The 21190-nt window shown below is 70.0% G+C and carries 18 protein-coding genes, 1 pseudogene and 2 CRISPR repeat arrays; of the genes and pseudogenes, 16 read left to right on the top strand and 3 right to left on the bottom strand.

Translation table 11 applies throughout. The features are described 5' to 3' along the window. Nucleotides 1-3 precede the first annotated feature (3 nt). From ACRAKJ_RS19055 to ACRAKJ_RS19040, 4 genes are read left to right on the top strand one after another with little or no spacing between them, the layout of a single operon-like run. Nucleotides 4-1143: an acyl-CoA dehydrogenase family protein gene (locus ACRAKJ_RS19055; RefSeq protein WP_438924441.1), complete on the top strand. Its 1140-nt coding sequence runs from the start codon at nt 4-6 to the stop codon at nt 1141-1143. Next, nucleotides 1140-2621 carry an amino acid adenylation domain-containing protein gene (locus ACRAKJ_RS19050; protein WP_438924440.1) on the top strand — a complete coding sequence of 494 codons (1482 nt, stop codon included), beginning with the start codon at nt 1140-1142 and terminating at the stop codon, nt 2619-2621. The genes ACRAKJ_RS19055 and ACRAKJ_RS19050 overlap by 4 nt, the downstream gene beginning before the upstream one ends. After that, nucleotides 2618-4786, top strand: a complete 2169-nt coding sequence (locus ACRAKJ_RS19045) for an FAD-dependent oxidoreductase (protein WP_438924439.1) — start codon at nt 2618-2620, stop codon at nt 4784-4786. The genes ACRAKJ_RS19050 and ACRAKJ_RS19045 overlap by 4 nt, the downstream gene beginning before the upstream one ends. Continuing rightward, the gene (locus tag ACRAKJ_RS19040) at nt 4783-6108 is read left to right on the top strand and encodes an aminotransferase class III-fold pyridoxal phosphate-dependent enzyme (RefSeq protein ID WP_438924438.1); all 1326 of its coding nucleotides are present in this window, start codon (nt 4783-4785) and stop codon (nt 6106-6108) included. Before ACRAKJ_RS19045 ends, ACRAKJ_RS19040 begins: the two co-directional genes overlap by 4 nt. 42 nt (nt 6109-6150) lie before the next feature. Here ACRAKJ_RS19040 and ACRAKJ_RS19035 read toward each other — a convergent pair whose 3' ends face one another. Beyond that, nucleotides 6151-6633: a hypothetical protein gene (locus ACRAKJ_RS19035; protein WP_438924437.1), complete on the bottom strand. Its 483-nt coding sequence runs from the start codon at nt 6631-6633 to the stop codon at nt 6151-6153. 1314 nt (nt 6634-7947) lie between these two features. On the opposite strand from ACRAKJ_RS19035, the gene ACRAKJ_RS19030 reads away from it, so the two are divergent. The 6 genes from ACRAKJ_RS19030 to ACRAKJ_RS19005 all read left to right on the top strand — a co-directional run bounded on the left by ACRAKJ_RS19030 (nt 7948) and on the right by ACRAKJ_RS19005 (nt 12724). Further along, nucleotides 7948-8190 (top strand): hypothetical protein, encoded by a 243-nt coding sequence (locus ACRAKJ_RS19030; protein ID WP_438924436.1) that lies wholly within the window; start codon nt 7948-7950, stop codon nt 8188-8190. 42 nt (nt 8191-8232) lie between these two features. Then, nucleotides 8233-9138: a phosphotransferase gene (locus tag ACRAKJ_RS19025; RefSeq protein WP_438924435.1), complete on the top strand. Its 906-nt coding sequence runs from the start codon at nt 8233-8235 to the stop codon at nt 9136-9138. Between the two features lie 436 nt (nt 9139-9574). Next, a complete protein-coding gene (locus tag ACRAKJ_RS19020; protein WP_438924434.1) occupies nt 9575-9892 on the top strand; it encodes a hypothetical protein in 318 nt (105 codons plus the stop codon). Then, a complete protein-coding gene (locus ACRAKJ_RS19015) occupies nt 9889-10809 on the top strand; it encodes an ATP-binding protein (RefSeq protein WP_438924433.1) in 921 nt (306 codons plus the stop codon). Before ACRAKJ_RS19020 ends, ACRAKJ_RS19015 begins: the two co-directional genes overlap by 4 nt. Further along, on the top strand, nt 10709-11248 hold the full coding sequence (locus ACRAKJ_RS19010; protein ID WP_438924432.1) for a pyridoxamine 5'-phosphate oxidase family protein: 540 nt from the start codon (nt 10709-10711) through the stop codon (nt 11246-11248). Before ACRAKJ_RS19015 ends, ACRAKJ_RS19010 begins: the two co-directional genes overlap by 101 nt. Before the next feature lie 144 nt (nt 11249-11392). After that, a CRISPR array of direct repeats spans nt 11393-12520; the repeat unit is 28 nt; unit sequence GTCTTCCCCGCGCGAGCGGGGGTGGTCC. 69 nt (nt 12521-12589) lie between these two features. Next, nucleotides 12590-12724: a hypothetical protein gene (locus ACRAKJ_RS19005; protein ID WP_438924431.1), complete on the top strand. Its 135-nt coding sequence runs from the start codon at nt 12590-12592 to the stop codon at nt 12722-12724. A 143-nt stretch (nt 12725-12867) separates the two neighbouring features. Here ACRAKJ_RS19005 and ACRAKJ_RS19000 read toward each other — a convergent pair whose 3' ends face one another. Beyond that, nucleotides 12868-13392 (bottom strand): hypothetical protein, encoded by a 525-nt coding sequence (locus tag ACRAKJ_RS19000; protein ID WP_438924430.1) that lies wholly within the window; start codon nt 13390-13392, stop codon nt 12868-12870. Nucleotides 13393-13493: 101 nt separating this feature from the next. On the opposite strand from ACRAKJ_RS19000, the pseudogene ACRAKJ_RS18995 reads away from it, so the two are divergent. Both ACRAKJ_RS18995 and ACRAKJ_RS18990 read left to right on the top strand, forming a co-directional pair. After that, nucleotides 13494-13769, top strand: a pseudogene (locus ACRAKJ_RS18995) (DddA-like double-stranded DNA deaminase toxin); the annotation flags it as partial. Nucleotides 13770-13775: 6 nt separating this feature from the next. After that, complete coding sequence (locus ACRAKJ_RS18990) at nt 13776-14225, top strand: Imm1 family immunity protein (RefSeq protein ID WP_438924429.1); 450 nt, start codon at nt 13776-13778, stop codon at nt 14223-14225. Between the two features lie 60 nt (nt 14226-14285). On the opposite strand, the gene ACRAKJ_RS18985 is transcribed toward ACRAKJ_RS18990, so the two are convergent. Then, nucleotides 14286-14783 carry a DUF6933 domain-containing protein gene (locus tag ACRAKJ_RS18985; RefSeq protein ID WP_438924428.1) on the bottom strand — a complete coding sequence of 166 codons (498 nt, stop codon included), beginning with the start codon at nt 14781-14783 and terminating at the stop codon, nt 14286-14288. A gap of 240 nt (nt 14784-15023) precedes the next feature. Then, nucleotides 15024-15417: direct repeats of the CRISPR family, unit length 28 nt; unit sequence GGACCACCCCCGCTCGCGCGGGGAAGAC. A gap of 465 nt (nt 15418-15882) precedes the next feature. Here ACRAKJ_RS18985 and ACRAKJ_RS18980 point away from each other — a divergent pair. From ACRAKJ_RS18980 to ACRAKJ_RS18965, 4 genes are all read left to right on the top strand, one after another. After that, nucleotides 15883-17217: a helix-turn-helix domain-containing protein gene (locus ACRAKJ_RS18980; RefSeq protein ID WP_438924427.1), complete on the top strand. Its 1335-nt coding sequence runs from the start codon at nt 15883-15885 to the stop codon at nt 17215-17217. 24 nt (nt 17218-17241) lie between these two features. Next, nucleotides 17242-18285 carry a phosphotransferase gene (locus ACRAKJ_RS18975; protein WP_438924426.1) on the top strand — a complete coding sequence of 348 codons (1044 nt, stop codon included), beginning with the start codon at nt 17242-17244 and terminating at the stop codon, nt 18283-18285. A gap of 1017 nt (nt 18286-19302) precedes the next feature. Then, on the top strand, nt 19303-19791 hold the full coding sequence (locus tag ACRAKJ_RS18970) for a hypothetical protein (RefSeq protein ID WP_438924425.1): 489 nt from the start codon (nt 19303-19305) through the stop codon (nt 19789-19791). 319 nt (nt 19792-20110) lie between these two features. After that, a complete protein-coding gene (locus tag ACRAKJ_RS18965) occupies nt 20111-21163 on the top strand; it encodes a hypothetical protein (protein WP_438924424.1) in 1053 nt (350 codons plus the stop codon). Nucleotides 21164-21190 lie beyond the last annotated feature (27 nt).

The following is a 21190-nucleotide window of genomic DNA, read 5'->3' as shown; positions in this document are numbered from 1 at the left end:
ACGATGGACTTCGCCTTCTCCCCCGACCGGCTGACCCGGTTCGCCGACGTCGTCGACGGTGCCCGGCGGCTGAACACCGGCTCGGGGACCGGCCCGGAGCAGAGGTTCGACCGCGATCGTTGGAATGCTTTGGCGGAGCTGGGAATCCTGGGCCTGTCGATCCCCCGCGAGTTCGGTGGGTCCGGCCTCGGTGCCGTCGACACCGCCCACGCCCTCGAGGCCCTCGGCTACGGCTGCACTGACACCGGTCTGGCCTTCTCCGCTGCGGCGCACCTACTGGCGTGTTGCATGCCAGTGGTCCTGCACGGGACGCCCGCGGCCAAGAAGCGGCTGCTGCCGGGGCTCGCAGACGGCTCACTGGTGGCGGGCAACGCCGTCACCGAGGCCGAACACGGCAGTGACATCTCCGTGCCCGGCACGGCGGTGGTCCCCGATGGGGATGGACTGCGCATCACCGGTACCAAGTCCTACGTCAGCAACGGCCCGGTCGCCGACTTCTACGTCGTCCTGGGGACCGCAGATCCCGCATCGGGTTTCCTCGGTACGGTCGCGGTGGTGGTCGACCGCCACCAGCCGGGTGTGCGGGTTGGGCCGGCCTTCGCGAAGATGGGCTTGCACAGCTGTGCGGCGAGCATCGTCGAGTTCGCCGGCGCTTACGCCCCTGCCGACCAGCAGCTCGGCTCCGCGGGTGGCGGTCATGCCGTGTTCCAGGACTCGATGCGCTGGGAACGCAGCTGCCTGTTCGCCTGCTACGTCGGGATGCTCCAGCGCCAGTTCGAGCTGTGTCGGGATTTCGCGCGCAAGCGCAGGCAGTTCGGCAGACCGATCTCGGCCAACCAGGCGGTGTCGCACCGGTTGGTGGACATGTACGGGCGTTGGCAGAGCGCCCGGCTGATGCTCTACAAAGCCTGCTGGAGCCTTGACCGGGACGCGTCGGAGACGACCGACGTCGCCCTGGCCAAGCTTGCCGTCAGCGAGGCCGCCGTCGCGTCCAGCCTGGACGCCATCCAGGTGTTCGGTGGAGCGGGGTACCTGGCCGAGCAGGGGGTCGAGCAGATGCTGCGCGACGCCGTGCCCACCACCCTCTTCTCCGGAACGTCCGAGATGCAACGCGAGATGATCGCCAGGGAGCTTCAACTGTGAGACTCGAGGAACTGCTGCGCACCGCGGCGCGCTCATACCCCCATCACCTGGCCGTAGACGACGGACGGCGCGCCTGGAGCTACGCGGAGATCGACCTGCTCGCCACGGACCTCACCAGGGCGCTGGCCCGGTCAGGTGTTCGCCCCGGTGACCGGGTCGCGGTGCTGGCCGAGAAGTCCGGTCCGGTGCTGGCGGCGTTCCAGGCGGTCCTCAGGCTCGGTGCCGCCTACGTCCCGCTCGACCCGGGCAGTCCGGACTCCCGGGTCGCTTCGATCCTCACCGATTGCACCCCGGCGGCGATCATCACCGACCGCTGCGGCCCTCTGCCGGAGGACGGCCGCGGTGCCGCGGTGCTGCGACTCCACGACGACGTCGTCGACCACGGTGACGGGGACGGCACCGAGCCTGGCGAAGAACCGCGCGGTACCGCAGACGACTTGGCCTACATCCTCTACACCTCCGGCTCGACCGGCGCACCGAAAGGCGTCTGCATCAGCCACCGCAACGCGCTGGCCTTCGTGGACTGGGCAGTGGATGCCTGCGCGATCACGGCAGGGGATCGCCTGGCCAACCACGCCTCCTTCGCGTTCGACATCTCGGTGCTCGACATCTACGCGGCGTTCGCCCGTGCGGCCTCGGTGCACCTGGTGCCGCGGACGCTGTCCTACAGCCCTCGTGCGCTGGCGCGGTTCCTGGTGCAGCAGGCCGTCACGGTCTGGTACTCCGTTCCCTCCGCCCTCGTGCTCATGGCGGAGCTGGGTGGTCTGCACGACCTCGACCTGTCCCGGTTACGGGTCGTCCTGTTCGCCGGGGAGCCCTACCCGATCGAACACCTCCGCAAGCTTCGCCTGCAGCTGCCCGACGCCCTGCTCATGAATCTGTACGGGCCGACGGAAACCAACGTCTGCACGGCTTACACGGTGCCTGCCGACCTTCCGGGGCATCTCGACCGGCCGGTCCCGATCGGCTCGGCCGTCAGCGGGGACGAGGTGTGGGCACAACTCGACGACGGTGGACGGGCCGGCGTCGGGGAGGAGGGTCAGCTCCTGGTGAGCGGTCCGACCGTGATGCTCGGTTACTGGGGCCGGGACCGCCAACCCCCGAGGTATGAAACCGGGGACAACGTCCGAGTGCTCGAGGACGGGGTGTTCGAGTACCTCGGCAGGCTCGACCAGATGGTGAAGGTCCGGGGGCACCGCGTCGAACTCGGCGACATCGAGGCGGCGATCCAAACCCATCCCGTCGTGGACCGCGCCGTCGTCGTGGCGGACGGCTTCGGCCTGGATGTCCGCCTGGTCGCCTTCCTGCAGGTCAAACCCGGCAGTGACGTGACGCTCGCGTCGACCAGGTCGTGGCTGGCGCAACGACTGCCCGCGTACATGTCCATCGACGACGTCCGGGTCGTTCCAGAACTGCCCCGTACCGACAACGGCAAGGTCGACCGCCTGCGGCTGCACCAGACGGTGGCGGCACGATGAGCCGGCACGCGGTGTCGCCGGCACGCGCGAGCGATGCGGAGACCGCACCGGACCGAATCTGGGACGTCTGCATCGTCGGCAGCGGAGCCAGTGGCGCGGTGGCCGCGGAACGTCTCTCCGCCTCCGGGCTGAGCGTCGTCGTCCTCGAAGAGGGACCACGGCTCGGCCGGGGCACCACCTACGAGCAGATCAGGGCCTGCACACCGCCGACGCTCGTGCGCGACGCCCGCGGCCGGTGGACGCCGACGGGCAACGGCTACACCGTGCGTGCGCTCGGCGGGGGCACCGTCTTCTACGCCGGCATCTCCTTCCGGTACCGCGATGTCGATTTCGACGCCACCGGGCATGTGGTCGGCGACCTCGACCCGCGCTGGCCGCTCTCGCCGGCCGAGTTGCGCCCGTGGTACGACGCGGTCGAGGCCCGGCTCGGCGTGGCCCGGCTGGCGGGCGCCGATCCGCTGGAACCGGCGGGTGCGCCGCCGCCGCTGCCACCACACCGGGCAAGCCCGCGCGGGAGGATCCTGCGGGACGCCGGACTGGCGATCGGGTGGCGGCCGTTCCCGACCCCCTTGGCGATCAACTCCACGACCAACCCGACCCGGTCGGTGTGCGACCGGATCGGTGCCTGTACCGAGCGGCGGTGTCCGGTCGGCGCCAAGGCCGACGTGCTCGACCGCATCCTCACACCGTCCGTGGACGTGGACGGCATGGTGGTGCGGACCGATGCGAAGGCCATACGACTGGTCCAGACGGGACCGCACCGGGTGGACGCCGTCGAGTGGGTGGACACCAGGCAGCACAGCCGGCACCACACCGCCGCCCGCTACGTCCTGCTCGCCGCGAACGCGGTGCAGTCCGCAGCGCTGCTGCTGCGCTCCGCCTCCCGCTGGGCACCAGCAGGTCTCGGCAACCACGCGAGGATGGTCGGTCGCGGACTGTCGTTCAAGGTGAGCGGCTACAGCGAGGGAGAGCTGGCTGACCTGGCGATGCCGGCGGCGGGCACCGAGGATCGCAACGGCATGCACTCCACCGTCGCCTTCTCCGACCTCTACCTCGACCCGACCTTCCCCACCGGGCTGGGCGGACTCCTGTACGAGGCCAACCCGGTCGTGAGCGACCCGGACGCGACCCGCCGCACCCTGCGGGTGCACTACCTCGCCGGTGACCAGCCCATGACGACCAACCGGGTGCTGCTGGCGAACACGACCGACCCGTTCGGTCTCCCGCACGTCGCCATGGACTACCGCACCCACCCGGTCGACACCCTCAGGCTCGACCACCTCGCGTCGGCAGCCGAGGTCCTCCTGCGCGAGGCGGGCGCCACCGGTGTTCATCGGACGGCCTCGCTGTACCGGACCGGCTCCAGCCACCTGCACGGCACCTGCCGCGCCGGCAAAGACCCGGGAACCTCCGTCGCGGACCCCGACGGCCGCCTGCACGACATCGACAACGTGCACGTCATCGACGGCGGCTACCTGCCCTTCGCGGGCGGGGTCAACCCGACGCTGACCATCCAGGCCAACGCCACCCGCATCAGCGAGATCGTCGCCCGGCAACTGCGCTCCGGACCGGCAGCCCCCGTCAACCCCGATCGAGGAGGACTCCACGTGAACGCCCCCGTGACCGACGTCCGTTTAGTCCCCTACACCGATGACATGCGCTCGACCGTAGAACCCTGGTTCGACGACGAAGCGGTCGAACGCCGGCTCGGCGGCCGCGACTGGTTCCACGGCCAACTCGCCCTCAGCCACGACCGCGGGCAGCGCGCGGTCCGCGGGGCGAAGGTCCTCGGGCACTACGCGTGGGTAACCGTGGCAGAGCGGTCGTCCGAGCCGTTGGCCTTCCACACCGGCGAGGTCTACGACCGGTTCAACCTGCACGAGCAGGCTGCGGACGGCAGTCTCACGGTGATCACGGTCGACTCGCGTGCCGCAGCGGGCTTCGCAGGAGTCGTCGCGCCGCAGCACCGGAACAAGGGCTACGGACAGGCCACCGTCCGGGCGCTGCCGGGCGTGCCGGAGCTATCCGGCGTGGCGGTCGTCTACACCGGGGTCGAGGCCGACAACCACTCGAGCAGGCGAGCGCTGCTCAACGCCGGCTACGAGCTGATCCGCCCCGTACCGGACTTCGAGAACCGCGTCTACTTCAGCCGGATCGCGCGATGAGCGCCGCACCCGCGCCGGCCGGGACGACGGGCACCGACCGGGAGCTTCAGCTCGAACGGGCGCTCGCGGTCACCTCGTCGCCCCGCTGGGACCTCGACAAGCGGTTCCCGCTCGTCGTCGACCGCGCCGAGGGCGCGTACGTATGGGACCTGGACGGCACCCGCTACACCGACCTGACCTCGTGCAGCGGTGCCGCGCCGCTCGGCTCCGGCAGACCTGAAGTGATCGGGGCCATGATCGCCGAGCTGCGCCACTCCGGCGGCATCGCACCGGCAACGGTCTCGCGAGCGCGCACCGACGTCGCCGAACTGCTCGTCGACGCGATGCCCTGTGCCGAGCGGGTGGTGTTCCTCCGAACCGGATCCTGCGCCACCACTGCGGCAGCTCGGGCGGCCCGTGTCAGCACAGGACGCCCGGTCCTCCTCACGGCGGGCTACCACGGCTGGCACGACTGGCAACTGCAGTACAAGCCGGACATGCGCGTCGAGGGCCGGGATCCGGCGACGATCGACTTCGGCTACGACCTCGAGGTGCTGGCCGGGCTGCTGCGGGAGCACCGGGGTGCCGTCGCGGGGGTCTTCCTGACTCCGGAGGTCAACTTCTTCCCCCCGGAGTTCGCCCGCGGCGTCGAGGAGCTGGCCAGGGAGCACGGTGCCCTGTTCATGCTCGACGAGATCATCCTCAGCCTGCGCTACGCCGCAGGCGGCTACCACGGGCACCACGGGCTCGCCCCGGACCTGATAACGATGAGCAAGGGCATCGCCAACGGCACTGCGCTGTCGGCCGTGCTCGGGCGGGCCGAGGTGCTGGAGGCGCTGGAGCACACCTACGTCGGCAACACCTACCAGCGCGAGACGACCCCCTTCGCCGCTGCGCTGGCGTCGCTGCCGATCATGACCGACCCGGCGACACTGGCCCGGGTCCACCAGCTCGGGACGACCGTGATGGACGGCCTCAACGCACTGTTCGACGAGTTCGACACCGCCGCCGTCGCCCTGCGCCACCCTGCGGTCTTCCACGTGGTCTTCGAGGACCTCGACCTCGGCGAGCGCTGTTACGCCGGGCTCCGCCGGGCCGGCTTCCTCGCCGAGTTCGGCGGTACCCACATGCTCTCCTGCGCAATGAGCGACTCCGACGTGGCCGGTCTGTTGCGGGCGTTCCGGTCGATCCTGCAGAACGCGCGGAGCCGGTCCGGGAAACCGCAGGACCGCAGCGCACTGAGCCGTCCGTCGTGGGAACCTGCGATAGCCTTCGGGCGACAGGCGTTCGGAGCGACCAGGCGCACCGTCGAGCGCTGGTGGCAGCCGCCGTTCGACACCTGATCCGACCGCCCGGGGTCCGTGGCGGTCACCGGCTCTGAAGGATCACGCCATCTCCTTCTCGAACAGACCGCAGCGCGCCGCCAGCACGAGCGCGTCGCTGCGGTTGTGCACCCCGAGCCTGCTGTAGAGGTCGCGCAGCAGGCGGTGCATCGCGCGCTCGGAGTAGCCCGCGGTGCGCGCGAGGTGCGCGATGGTGGAGCCGCGCCCCAGTTCGTGCAGCCAGCGGAGCTGACTGTCGGACACCCAGGCCAGGTCATCCGGGATGCGCCGCTCCGGCCGAACGAGTTGCAGGGCGATGGACGCGGGGAGCATGACGAAGCCGCTGGCCGCGGCGGTGATCGTTACCACCAACTGCTCGGTCGTGGAGTCCCACGCGCACACGCCGTCCGCACCGACCCTGATGGCGGCCGCCGCAGCCGTGCCCGTCGTTTCGCGCAGCAGGGCCACGACGTGGGTGTTGTCGAGACGGGTGTACTCGAGCAGTTGCTTCGCGGCGCTCCCCGGGCCGTCGACCACCACGAGCACGGCGCATCGTTCCTGCTTCTCGGCCCAGCGGAGCGGGTCCTGTGGATCCGACGGGCCGCAGCCCCGTGCGGCAAGTGCCAACATCAGACCCCTCCGATAAGCTGGCGGCGCGTTCACGATAGCGACTGGAAGGAGCCCGCCTGCTGTGATGCTTAAATCTTCCACGTCTTCTATGCTCACACCTCCATCACACCATCTGTCGGCAATGATCGCATCCAGCTCGATCCTCGGACTTGTTCCACCGCAACAGCACTGAGGCGAAGACCCGGAACACATCCACCCCGCAAATCTCGTTGCATGCGGTGAGCGCGGCAACGCCGCCGTGTCCGTCATTACATCCTCGGTGTCGCAGCAGCGCCAAGAGCGACCACGGAATACACAATCCATCTACTCGCAGTGGTCAACGACCATGGTTCTTCTTCCCTGATGGCGGCGTCGACTCCCTGCGGCGTCACCGGAAGAGGTCGTCGCACCCGGTGTGCCTGCCGATAACCTCATCAATGCAGGTGAGACGCGTGAGCAGGACAAGGGCTCGAGCAGCCCGCAGAAGTGCCCGTGATCCACACTTCGTCGACCGTCCTGGCATGATGACCGACTGCGCTGCTCCGACCGGCCTACCCGGGCGTGCCCAAGGTGTTCGCACTGCCGCGCCTGCCGCCCTTGAGCGACCGGGACAAAGGCACGGATATCCCGGCACTGCGGTACCAAATTATACTCCTGGATGCCAACCGGACTAGGTCGTATTTCAAAGGTGGCGACCGGCGGCGTGCGGTGACCACAATGTGGCGAGACATTCGGCACAGAGGTTGAATTCGTATCGCGGATTGAACCGGCCCCGCGACGGTTCTTGATCATCACGGCAAGCCGGATGGACGAGGTGTACGCAAGGTGGCGGCTTGACGTTCCACGAGCAACAGGCGGAAGCGCATCCGATTGCAGGCCGGTGCGCGGTTCGCCCAGGGCGAGAAGACCGAGGAGATCGCCTCGAAGCTGCGGATGTGAGGGTGTGAGGCTGTTCTGGCCCCACCGTGACAGTCTGCTCTGGCTCCACCGGGGTTGGCTCGCCGGGAGGTTGCGACGGTTCGAGTTGGCCCCACCTGGCGGCACGCCGGGGCCTGTGACGGCTTGAAGTGGCCCCACCTGGCGAAGAGCGCTGGGGCATGACGTGGGCCGGAACGGGGTCGTCGAGGGTGGAACTGTTCGAGGCGATCCGGCGCGAGGATGCCGGGGGGGCGTGAGCTCGCCCGCCACTATGGGTGCACCGGCGCACGGTTCGCCAGGCGCCGGCCTCGGTACACCCTGGCCTCCAGCCGCGTGGTCGACACCGGCCGGCACACCTTCATCCTCAACACCGTCGACTACGCCCGCTTCTGCCAGGGGCTCGCCGGACGCTTCATCCACCACGTCCCCGACGACACCACCGACCCCGCCGAATCCACCGACCGGGTGACGGCCACCGTCACCGCCATCCACGCCCTGGGCTACCGGATCGACCCCGCCCTGTGGCCGCGAGCGGGCGCGGACTGCACCCAGTGCTACGCCGACAGCTCCTCCTAGACTGCCCACCCCCGACCACGCCACCATCGAGGAGCGGCACGCGTGCCCCGACAGCTCTGGCACGACCTCCCCGCCGGTATCACCACCGCGATCGAGGACCGCTTCGGTGCCGTCACCACCACCGAACCCGCCACCACCGGCGTCAACTCCGCGTTCTCCGCCACCCTGCACACCGGTCAGGGCCGCGTGTTCTGCAAAGCCACCCTGACCGACGCGCCGACCGCGTGGATGCACCGCACCGAAGCAGCCGCCAACCCCCATCTCCCCCGCACCACGCCCCGCCTGCTCGCCCGGATCGAACACGACGGCTGGCTCGCCCTCGTCTTCGAACACGTCCAGGGCCGTCACGCCGACCTCTCCCCCCACTCCCCCGACCTGCCCCTGCTCGCCCGCACCCTCACCGACAACGTCGCCGCGCTCACCCCGAACCCCTGGGCCGACGCAGTGCCCATGGCCAGGCGCTGGGCCGCGCGCCCGGGCTGGCACGCCCTCGCCGCCACCCCCGACACCCTCGACCCGTGGACCCGCGCCCACCTCGACGAGTTCCTCGCCGCCGAAGCGGCCGCTCCCGACCTGCTGCACGGCGACACCCTGCTGCACGCCGACCTCAACCCCCACAACCTGCTCATCACCCACCAGCCGACCACCCGACTGCACGTCATCGACTGGGCCCTGGCCTGCACCGGCCCCGCCTGGGCCGACACCGCCTACACCGTCGTCCGCCTCATCGCCACCGGCCACACCCCCGACGACGCCGAAACCTGGGCACAACAAACCCCCTCCTGGCACACCGCCGCACCCAGCGCGATCACCACCTACGCCATCACCCTCACCGGCCTCTGGCACCGCCGCACCCGACTACGCCCCACCCCCACCGGCCACCACCTCACCACCGCAGCCACCACCTGGCTCCACCACCGACTCGCCCCACCCTCCCCGACCGGGTGACCGGCAGGGCCATGTCCTTCACCCGATCGCACGACGCCGACAGGCTCCACAACCGACCACCCCGTACCCAGCCCGGTGATCGGCTGACCATCACCCCATCCCGCATCGGCGCCCGCGTCCTCATACACGACCCCATGACCGCGCCCTGCCCGCCCACGCCGGCGACTCCGACCAGCCCACCCACCACTGGCGGGAACTCCCCGACGGCGGCCTCGACCCGGGCACCCCACCACCGACGCCGCCTGCCGCGAACTCGCCGATCCGAACTGCCGCTCGCGCTCAACACCTGAGGACGTGGTCAGGTCGGCGAAGCGGACCTCCGGGCATGACAGGCCATCATCGGCCGGTTCCAGCCGGGCACAGCGTCAGATGCAGCGCCCTCTGCTCTGCCGGGCATGTCAGCCACAGCCACCTGCATCGAGACCACGTCCTGGCCGTGCTGCGCGCCGCCGCCACCGTCGGGGCGACCAACGCCGACGTCGTCGCCGTCGAGGCCCGCCGCATCGCCGAGCACCACGGCAACGCCAGTAGGACCACCCAGGGCGGCGGAACCCTCACCGCACCGGCCGGGCGGGTGGTGAGCCTGACCGGGTGTCGGCTCGCAGATCCGACCGCCACCATCGCTGCGCTGCCCGCCGACATCCGGCCGCTCCCAAGCGTTGACGCCCACGACGAGCTGCTCGCGCGCCGCCGCGACCCCCACCCGACAACCGTCCCGGACGGTCCGACGACGACCAGGAATGAGGTGTCGTGACCAGCCCGACCCGCCACCGGCCCGATCGCGCCGGCGCAGCCGGGGACTGTCCGACCAGGCCGCCACGACCGCGATCGACCGGGCATGCCAAGCGCCGTGGCTGCCGACGGTCCGAACTCCGGTCGAGGACATGGTCACCGCGGCCGGGCACGAGCAGCTGTCCCTACGGCGGGTTCCTCGCCGAGCTCCTGCTCGGCGAGTGCGACGACCGTGACCGTCGCCGCTGCGCCCAGGTCAAGGCCGCCGGGTTCCTGCGGGAGAAGTGGCCCGAGGACTTCGACCTCGACATCAACCCCGCCAGCGTCGGCACCCTCGCCGCCGGCGCCTGGATCACCGCAGGCGAGCCGCTCCGCCTGATCGGCGACTCCGGCACCGGCAAGTCCCACCCGCTCATCGGGCTGGGCACCGCCGCCCGGCAAAGGTTCCGCGTCCGCCACGCCCTGGCCACGAAGCCGGCCAACGAGCCAGCGGAGGCCGCCGACGAACGCCGGCTCGCCAAGACCACCGCCCACTACAGCCGAATCGACTTGCTCCGCATCGACGAGTTCGGCTACAGGGAACCCGGCCGCCGCGGCGCCGAACCGCTCTTCCAAGTTCCCACTGAACGCGAGAAGACCAACCCCATCGCCTCCAGCCAGCCCTTCCCCGGCCGGACCCACACCTTCACCGACCCACGTCTCCGCGCCGCGATCGTCGACCGGCTCGCCTTCGCCGGTGACATCCTCGGGACCGGCACCACCTCCTACCGACTCGCCCACGCCCGGTCGGCGACCGCACCGAGCCGACACTGTCGGTGGGAGTTGGTTGACTGGCCGGGTGTTCGAAACCCCCGACGAGATCCGCAGCCTCCAGGTCCTGCTCGACACGTCCCTGGCCGGCTCCGGCAGCCACCTCACATCCATCATCCGGCCAGGTGACAGCACCTTGGACGCCGAGCAGGTCGTCCGGGTCTGCCGCGGCATGTGCACCCTGGCCGTCGCCACGGTCACCCGGCGCGGCGAGCCGCGCATCAGCGGCGTCGACGGGCACTTCCTGCACGGCCGCTGGATCTTCGGCACCCACCGCCAGGCCGCCAAGGCCCGTCATCTCGCGGCGCGGCCCGGCATCAGCGCGACCTTCCTGCGCGGCGAGCAGTTCGGCATCTTCACGCACGGACACGCCGTCCCGCTCAACCCCGAGGGGACGAGCGGCGACCCGACCTGGCCGGCCGTCCGCGACCACCTCGTCACCCACTACGACGGCGACGGCGACGACCCGTTCTGGGACGAGAACGTCTGGTACCGCATCGACCCCAGCTGGATGGTCGCCTACAGCACCGACCCCGTCGGGCTGCTCGACCAACAACCGCCGGTCTGACGAAAGCACGCGCGGGCCCCCAGGCCGTCACCCCGAAGCCAGCCGAGGTTGACATCTTCAGCCAGACGTCAGGGCGATATCCGAGACCGCCGCGAACCGAATGAAAACGCGGACATCGGCCTGTAACGTAGCAGCTCAGGAAGTGTCTTCCCCGCGCGAGCGGGGGTGGTCCCCCGTCCGCCAACTCGGTCACGCTGTCGTCCTTGTCTTCCCCGCGCGAGCGGGGGTGGTCCGCTCGACGGCGCCCGCCTACTGCCCGAGCCGTTGTCTTCCCCGCGCGAGCGGGGGTGGTCCGTCCCACCGGACCGCCTGCTCGCTGCCGGCGCGGTCTTCCCCGCGCGAGCGGGGGTGGTCCCGCCCACACCACGAGCAGCAGCGGCGCGGGCGCGTCTTCCCCGCGCGAGCGGGGGTGGTCCGGGACGCGATGAGCAGCAACGCATCATCGTTGGGTCTTCCCCGCGCGAGCGGGGGTGGTCCGCGGCGCACCGAACGCGTCCGGCGCCCCGGTCCGTCTTCCCCGCGCGAGCGGGGGTGGTCCGATCAGCAGCCCGACGGGGTCCTGACCGCGCCGGTCTTCCCCGCGCGAGCGGGGGTGGTCCCATGCTGGCCCGGCCGGCCGACCTCGCGCCGTGGTCTTCCCCGCGCGAGCGGGGGTGGTCCGCTCTCCGATCACGTCCGGTGGCCCATCTTCACGTCTTCCCCGCGCGCGCGGGGGTGGTCCCGAGGTCACGGGCAGTGGCAAGTCGGGCCTGCTGTCTTCCCCGCGCGAGCGGGGGTGGTCCCCCGATCGTGCGGGAGCTGAACAACGTCAGCATGTCTTCCCCGCGCGAGCGGGGGTGGTCCGGACTGCCCGACCGATCAGGCCACGATCGACACGTCTTCCCCGCGCGAGCGGGGGTGGTCCCCGCAGCCGCAACATCACCGTCGCCGGTCTCGACGTCTTCCCCGCGCGAGCGGGGGGGTGGTCCTCGTGGCCCGCCCCGGGCGCGCCGGAAATCAAGGTCTTCCCCGCGCGAGCGGGGGTGGTCCCAGCCGGTCGACCAGCGTGTCCAGCAGGCGTTGTCTTCCCCGCGCGAGCGGGGGTGGTCCGCCGACGCCCAGCACGAACTGCAACCCGGACTCGTCTTCCCCGCGAGAGCGGGAGTGGTCCGTGCTGGTTGTAGTCCTGCACACGGACCGTCACGTCTTCCCTGCGCGAGCGGGGGTGGTCCCAGATTGGGGCGCTGCGGTGCCCGATTGTGTTCGTCTTCCCCGCACGAGCGGGGATGGTCCGCCCTGCTGGAAACGGATGAGCACGGGGTCGTCGGTCTTCCCCACACGAGCGGGGGGCGGTCTCGAGCGGTGGACGTGATCTGCGGCCTGGGCGGCAACGACACCATCTACGCCGGGGACGACGGCACCGGCGCCGACACGCTCCACGGCGGCCCGGCCGCGTACCTCGTCGTCAATACTTCCCCGCGCGAGCGGGGGAGCTGAGGCCACAGCATGAACTCAGTTGTGGCTGCTCAGGGTCCTGAGCTGCTCATCAAGGCTGTTGGTCCCCGAGGAACCAACCAGGTAGCCGGTGGGGGGACAGCCGTCTCCCCACCACGTTCATGCCTCGCTACCGGGTCACCTGTTCAGCTCTTATCAGCACTTACCGACCATCCGGGCCAGCACTTCCGCAACGCCGGTTCGGCCGGTGTCGTCCGGGGCCACAACCGAAGTTGGTAGGCGTCGAGCCCTTCGGCCCCCTCGCGTCCCGCCTCCTGGTATCCCCGTCCTGCGACGCGTGCTCGGTACTCGCCGCTGGGTAGCTCGCACGTGATCGGCGACCAGCCCCCGGACGCCTGGAAGTGAAGTGTGTCGCCCATCAGGTCGAGGTCGACGTCCACCACATGGTCCCATCGGTCGTCGTCGGCAGGTGGTTCCGTCGTCCAGATCTCGACGCGGATCGGTGCGTTCAGATTCCACTGGACCGGAGTAACAAGATCGACCAGACCGTCGGCGATGCCCACCCATCGGTGTGAGTTGCGGGCGTCGTTGAGGGCGCGTTCCCTGGCGTCGCTGTCGGGGTCGTCGTTCCAGGGGGCGTGCGAGTAAATGTAGAGCTGACCGTGGTCGATCTGGACTTCGAGGTCGTGGGTGACCGTGGGGGCGGTCATCAGCAGCTCTGCTCCTCGGCGATGTCGGCGCCCGCGCAGGGGCTTGTCCGCGATCTTGTCCGGGTGGGTGATGACTACCAGAAAGCTACTGGGTCGACCGGAGCGGCCAGGTGCACGGGCCGATCATGAGCGGCCGGGGCGAGCTGCGTGAGCAAGCCGTAGAGGGGTTGCGTCGCCTTGGCCTCGCCCCTGCGCGGGGAACCCTTACCGCTGCCGACCACGTAGAGGTGCAAGTAGCCGTGCAGGTGCAAGGGGCCGGCGGGGCTGACGCTACGTTGGCGGTGAACAATCGGCCGTGCGACTTCGGCCCGTTGTCCTGTGACCGCATCGTGCCGAGGGTGCTTCGGCCGGGGCAAAGCCTGACGGTCTACTGGCCGGGTGGCGTGAAGACCTACACCGGGAAGGAGCGCCAGTCGGTGGGGTACGTGCTTGATGTCGCCTACCGGCACGACCAGGAGCCCAGGCACCTCCGCACGCGCGAAGACGTCGACACCTTCGTTGACGAGCTGGTGACTCTTGGCCCGGCCTACAGTGCCGCGACTGCCTACGCCGTCGAGGAAGGCAGTGACGTGCTCCCTGACCACGAGCTGCTCATCGGCGCCAGTGGGCAAACCGGCCTCGGTGCCGTGCGGTACTCCGGCGGAGACGGCACGTACTACCTCCGAGGCGAGCAGACCAACCCCGAGGACGTGTCCTTCGGCTACTTCGGCACGGCCGCCGAGTTCCCGGCCGATGCCGCAGTGCGGCTAAGCCTCGTCCGCGAAGCTCTTTGGGGACTGCTGACGAGCCGCGGTGGGCGACCGAGCGGGATGACCTGGGTCGAGACGGACTGACGCTCCTGCCGCTCTACGCGGACAGCTAAGACGCGGACGTGACCGGTCTCGTGCCCGATGTCAGATCGTGATCGCCTGCAACGTGGCGGCGAGTTCACGGTCCGGACTGATGTTCCTGCCGTACAGCGGGCTGCAGGGGGTCGAGGCCAGTCGGACCGCCAGCGCGACAAGGTCCACGGTGGGATCGTTGTGGTGGTGGATCTCCGCGAGGCGCGCGAAGTCGGTCATGACGCCCACGACGCTGCGGTTGGCGGTGACACCGAGCTGCGCAGTCCGCATGTGCTGCCGTTCCCGGTCGACGATCGCGGACGGCGCGTCGAGGGTGGTCAGCACCGTGCCGATCTGCTCGGAGATCCTGCCGGTCAGTGTCCTCGCGGGCGCCAAAGGCAGCAGCACGGGCAGCAACGTCACCTCGTTGACCAGCAACACGACCCGAGGCCGCCAGAACAGGACCGTGGCATACCAGGGTCCCAGCAACGTCGTGCCACGATCGCCGTCGGGCGCGGTGGGCGGACCCGTCAGACGCAGCAGCTTCCTGGTGGCACGCACGATCAACACCCGACCATCCTGCCCTGATCCCCCCTACGGCACACCATCACCTCAGCCGTCGAGGCCGATGCCGGCCACGGAGCCCGGCCCGACACGGCTTGTCCGCAGCGGCGCGAACCCGTCCGACGTGACGAGCACCGAGGCAAGCCCGGGCCCGTCACCGACCGCGCATCTGGCCGCGAACGGGGACTGCAACTGGCCACCACAGCCAGCCGTCCTCGGGGAATCTTCGCTGGTCGCTGACACATCGGACCATCCCCGCTCGCACGGGGAAGACGCGGCCCGGATCAAGTACGTCCAGACCCGGCGAGGACCACCCCCGCTCGCGCGGGGAAGACAGGCGGTTGATGCCGTCCTGGGCCGGGCTGGTCGGACCACCCCCGCTCGCGCGGGGAAGACCACAACCTCAGCCCGACGACCTCCTGGGCCGCCGGACCACCCCCGCTCGCGCGGGGAAGACGACTTCGGGCGGCCGACGGACGTCCGGGTGCACGGACCACCCCCGCTCGCACGGGGAAGACCATGCCGGGGTTGAGCAGGCACATCGTGTGCACGGACCACCCCCGCTCGCACGGGGAAGACCGCCCGCGTCGACGCGCGCGGTGGACCGCCCGCGGACCACCCCCGCTCGCACGGGGAAGACACTTCGTGACCAGCGACTTTACAGGCCCCGGCATGCTTTTTTATTCGGTTCGTCGCGGTATCGGATATCGGTGGTCGGTTGACGCCGGTCTTCTCACGTCGGCAGGTGCGGCACGTCGTGATCGGGGAGGGCGTGCGACACGTGCGGATCGTCGTACCGCGTGTCGAGTGCTACTCCGCCGGGCACTGCCCGGCAAGTCCCCCATCAGGTGGCAGCGGTGTCGTAGAGGGGCGGGTTGATCTGCGGAAAACGCAAGTATCGCTACGTTGGGGCATCGGTAGCGTGACCGGGTTGACCGGCACGGCCGGTGACGTGACCGGTGCTGGAGGGGAGGCGGTCGTCATGAACGAGACGGACGCGGTGCGGCACTGCGCGTGCGGCACCCGACTCGCACGGGACAACCGCACCTCCCGCTGCGGCGCCTGTACTCGAGCCGGGCGGCGTGGCCCGACCGAACCTCCCGAGGTGCCCGCCGAGTTCTGGGACCGCCCCGATCTGCGCACTGCCCTGGCCACCCGCGATATCGGCGCCGTCATCCGCGCCTACCGCAGACACCCTCACCACGGTCGGCCCTTCCGGCAGGAGGCCGTCGCAGCCTGGATCGGTGTGTCCTCCACGCGGCTGAGCCGCATCGAGAACGGCGAACCCGTCAACAACCTGGCCAAACTCACCCGCTGGGCGCACACCCTCCGCATCCCACGACACCTACTCTGGTTCCACATGCCCGACGCACTACGTGACGACGTAGCAAAGGCGACACCGGTAGCCGACAGTCAGGAATCGGCGAGCGGCGCGCTGCTGCTGAACACCGCCTGCGTTCCGGCGGTGGACAGCGGTGATGCCGAGCGGTTGCGGACGCGCCTGGACTCGCTGCTGTCGGAGACGGCGTCATCCGCCAGGCTGGAGATGGTCGAGCAGCAGGTGCGCGACCATCTCACGCAGTACACCCGCACAGGCCCGGCCGAAGCCCTGGCTTTGCTGATCCCCGATCTCGCAGAGGTCCACGCGTTGGCCGCGCGCCGCCATCCGATCGCGGTCCATCGAACCCTGTCCACGGCGGTCACCATGCTGACGTTGCTGGTGGCCGACGCGCACATGAAGCGAGGGCTGATCGTCGACGCACGGCGCTGGTACCGCACGGCGCTGTTGGCCGCCCGCGACGGCGACGACCCGTTGCTGGCCGCTCTCGTCCTCGCCCAGCAGACCATGCTCGCCTACTACTACGAGACACCCGAGCGGACGATCAGCCTGGCCCGGCGCGCACGGGACTTGGCCGCCGATGCGGTATGCGATGCCGCCGCCCTCGCCGCAGCCGCCGAAGCCCGCGCCCTCGGCAAATTCGGCGACACCCGCGGGGTCCACCAGGCACTCGCTGACGCCCGCCGACTGACCGACCGGCTTGCCGAACTGCGTACCAGCGACGATCCCCACGCCGCCTACCACTTCAACCACGGCCGGCTGGCACTCTACGCCTCCGGCGCGCTGTCCAACCTCGGCGACGTCACGCATGCCCACGAGGCCCAAACCCAGGCCCTGCACACCTATGCGGCCGACCCGCGACTTGTCATCGACCCGGCGCTGATCCGTCTGGACCGGGCGTTCGTCCACGCCACCTCGGGCGACCCCGCCGGTGGCGCCGACCTCGCCGTGACCACCCTCACCGACCTCACACCGGCTCACCGCACCGCCGTCGTACTCACCCGCGCCCGCGACATCGTCGCCGTCGCCGAAGCCCTACCCCGTGTGCACAGAAACGCGGTGCAGGCCGTGGAGCAGCTACGCGAACTCACCGCGGTGTAGCCACCTCGCGGCAGCAATCCCCCGGTGTTGCCGAAGAACCACTACCACCGTCGCCTGCATCACCCCGCAGACGTCGACGGACCCGGCCGCCCGGACACTGGAGCGGTGACTTCAGGGCCGTACGAGGCGACCGCACACGACTTCACCACCGCCACCACCCGACCGCTGCTGGAACAGGCAGGCCGCATCGCCGACCTGGACACCAGTCGCGTCCGCACGCTGCGCCACCACAGCAACGCCGTCTACCTCGTCGGACCCCCCTCCCGCGAAGTCGTGGTCAAAATCGGACGCCCCGGACCCGATCCCGACCAGGATCTGAGCAACGCCCACGGCCTGGTCGAACTCACCCAGTGGCTCACCCACCACGACGTCCCCACCACAACCCTGCTCGACACAGCACCCCAGCCGCTGTTCATCGACGGCCACGTGATCACCATGTGGCACTACCTACACCAGCAGCAGCCGATCACCACGCAGGCCATCGCCGCGCCGCTACGGGCCCTGCACCAGGCACCTCTTCCACCGATCCCCCGCCCTGCACTGGACCCACACACCGCGATCACCCGCTCGATCACCGCCAGCCGCATCCTCACCGCCCGCCAACGGAACATGCTGCTCGAACGCCTCGACCGGCTCATGCCCGCTTGGACCTCGCTGTGCCTGGACTCGGCGACCCGACTCGTCCACACCGACCCCCAGCACCGCAACACCCTCTGGCGCCACCCCGCCGACCGGCCTCGCCGGTCCATCAAGCAAACCGCGGACCAAGCCGTACTGTGCGACCTCGACGACATCACCCTCGGCCCCGTCGAATGGGACCTGGTCACCATCGAAATCCACCACCGCCGATTCGGCCACGACGCCGCCGACTACGACACCTTCTGCAGTGCCTACGGCCGCGACATCCGCGACTGGCCGAGCTACCCCGACCTCCGTGACCTGCGAGAACTACGCATGATCGCCACCAACGCACGCAAATCCCAGCCCTCCAGCCCTCCCGCAGCCGAAGTCCACCGCCGCATCGATAGCCTCGACGGCCCTCCGAACCGGCGCTGGCGGATCCTGTAGACCTAGAAAAGGACTAACCACGACCGGCCCGCCCCCACTCGCACGGAGAAGACCACCTGGCGCCGGTGCCGATGTAGTACCACCCCCGCTCGCGCGGAGAAGACGTGATGCAGGTCGACGCCGCGCAGCTGGCTGAGGGAACACCCCCGCTCACGCGGGGAAGACGAGGCTGCCACCTGGATGCCTGCCCACGCGGGCGGACCACCCCCGCTCGCGCGGGGAAGACGTCCGATCACGTCCTCGGCGTGACGCCCTTGTAGGACCACCCCCGCTCGCGCGGGGAAGACCACAGGTGGAATCGGCGCTCAGCGCTGCCGGGCGGGCCACCCCCGCTCGCGCGGGGAAGACGGCGATGGCGTAGACGCCCGCCGCGCGGAGCGAGGACCACCCCCGCTCGCGCGGGGAAGACACCGCGCAGCACGTGACGCACGGCATCGCGAACGGACCACCCCCGCTCGCGCGGGGAAGACTCGAGGTTGAGGTACCGGCGGGTGTCGCGGTGCGGACCACCCCTGCTCGCGCGGGGAAGACACTTCCTGAGCTGCAACGTTACAGGTCATTGCCCGCATTTTCATTCGGTTCGTCGGAGTCTCGAATATCGCTCTGACGCTCGGCAGGGCATGACGTCACCGGTGCAATCTCATCGGTATGACATGCATGTCAACGCCCTGGCGTGAACGACATGGACCTCAAGATGAAAAGAGTTCAACGGCTCCTGGCCCACGGCAGACAACCGGCAGCGCCAGGCTCGCTTGAGACGTAGCCAACCGCGCAGGTCCGCTGCCCTGCTGGCTACTTGCCTCCCCAGGAAGAAGAACCCGTACTCGGCCTCGAACCTGCCCACGCGTTCGGAGGGCTGCGGACGCGCCCGGGATACGCCCTGCGGTTGCGGGGCGCCGCACCGTACAGGGGCAGGGGTGGAGGCGGCACACAACGCCGCCCCCACCCCTGCCCCTGTCTCGGCGGACGCACCCCGCAACCGCAGGGCACTCCCGAGCCGTAAAAGGGTGCGACACGATGAACATCCGACCGTCCCGACACCGCCTCTCAGCGCTCATCGACCGGTACAGGCACACGCTGCTGCGCTGGGCACGCCGCCCCGTGACCATCCGGGTCTTCCACAACCTGCACGACCGCGCACTGCTGGTCGGCCACCAGGGACAGCCGGTCGCCGAAGTCCTCGCCTACCGCGAGCCGCCGAGCACCCGCAGCCGCGACGTGGACCTGGTCGAGTCGGCCTTCCAACTGTGCAACATCGGCGACGACCCCGAATTCGGCCGACCCGACCCGCGCGCCGTCCGCTACCGCCACCGCGGCAACCGGTCGCTGTCCATCGGCGACGTCGTCGCCGTCGACGGCCGCTTCTACGCCTGCCAGCGCATCGGCTGGCGCCGCATCCCGGCACCACGGCAGCTCAACGAGCAGCGGCACGGCACCATCCCACTGCACCAGGACCAGCGCCCCGTACCGGGAACCGATCCGCAGTCGATCGACACCCGGCCCTGACCCCGGTCCCAGCGCACCCCACCGGGCACGGGCCTGCTCGACAAAGCAATCGGTACCGCACACCGGAACACCAGGTCCCACCAAGCGACCTGCCTTCCGCGCCGGAGCACGCGCCTCGACGACGCCACCACCGGACACCGCCGGGGAAGCAGTAACCAGCCCCGAACACGGCGGGCCGCAACGACGCCCCTGCCCACAGGCCACCTCCCCCAGCACCCCACCGCGGGCCCAGCTTCAGCCGGGCCCGCGGTGCTCGCGCGCGCCCAGCACGCCGCGCACCACGTCAGCCACTTCTTCGCCTCTCGGGAGCCACACCGTCATGCCCTTCAACCCCGACACCGGCATCTGGGACAGCACCTACACCCCACCCACACCCCACGACCTACCCGCCGTGCGGCTCTACCTCCGCGAAGTCTTCGCCCAACCGGAAGCGCTCGCCTTCCACACCACGATGGTCAAAGAAGGCCGCTTCTCCCGAGACCTGATCCGCTCACCACACCCCGAACAGGCCGCACAGCTCATCCTCCACGGCGAACGCGAACGCCTCGCCCACGCCGCCCTGTACTGGGTCTCCCCGGAAATGACCCAGGTCGCCACCGCCGCGGCCGACACCCTGCCCGAAGACCTGCGCATCGACCAGACCCACCAGCCCGCCGAACACGGGTTCATCGTCTTCGCCGACCCCATCGGCTCCTACCTCGGCGACGCACTGGGCGACCGGCGCGTCGACATCACCGCCGCCTCCTGGGGACCACTCCCCGGTGTACCCGACGCCACCGGGGTCACCTTCTACAGCGTCCGCGACCGCGACTACGCCCGCCACTGCCTGACCCGCATCCTCGGCCGACCACCCAAGCACGCCGAACTCGACGCCGCGTTGAAGGCCTCACCCGAGTGGATGTGGGACAACGAGATCACCCTGCACCACGGCACCACCATCGCCGACCTCGACCTCATCGGCCAGATGAGCACGCTCCTGCTCGGCCAGGCCGTCGCACCATGGATGAAAGTGCTCTACGCCGCCTGGCTACTGATGACCCAACCCGGCATCAGCCAGACCGAGCAGATCACCCCCAACCGGCGCCTCCAGCGCCGAGAGGCCCGCGAAGGCGTACGCGGCTCCGAGGTCCGCATCGTCCACGTACACCGCCGCCACCACGACACACCCACCAACCAGCAACCCTCCGGCGGCGGTGAACGCCGCTACTCCGTGCGCTGGCTGGTGCGCGGCCACTGGCGCAACCAGGCCCACGGCCCCGACCGGTCCCTACGCCGCCTCGTCTGGATCAACCCCCAGGTCCGAGGCCCACAGGACAAACCGCTCCGGACCGGCCACACCGTCCACGTCTGGGACCGACCCGCGGACCAGTGAGACCCACTGCCCACATCCCCCGGCAGG

The sequence above is a fragment of the Saccharothrix sp. DSM 118769 genome, from assembly GCF_052936295.1.
Note: the sequence above shows the minus strand (reverse complement) of the source record. Positions and strands in the feature narration are given on the sequence as shown.

What these genes read in the sequence shown, in the direction of transcription:
- ACRAKJ_RS18965 (WP_438924424.1), top strand. Translation starts at nt 20,111, where the DNA reads ATGCCCTTCAACCCCGACACCGGCATCTGGGACAGCACCTACACCCCA.
- ACRAKJ_RS18970 (WP_438924425.1), top strand. Translation starts at nt 19,303, where the DNA reads ATGAACATCCGACCGTCCCGACACCGCCTCTCAGCGCTCATCGACCGG.
- ACRAKJ_RS19055 (WP_438924441.1), top strand. Translation starts at nt 4, where the DNA reads ATGGACTTCGCCTTCTCCCCCGACCGGCTGACCCGGTTCGCCGACGTC.
- ACRAKJ_RS19000 (WP_438924430.1), bottom strand. Translation starts at nt 13,392, where the DNA reads ATGACCGCCCCCACGGTCACCCACGACCTCGAAGTCCAGATCGACCAC.
- ACRAKJ_RS19045 (WP_438924439.1), top strand. Translation starts at nt 2,618, where the DNA reads ATGAGCCGGCACGCGGTGTCGCCGGCACGCGCGAGCGATGCGGAGACC.
- ACRAKJ_RS19040 (WP_438924438.1), top strand. Translation starts at nt 4,783, where the DNA reads ATGAGCGCCGCACCCGCGCCGGCCGGGACGACGGGCACCGACCGGGAG.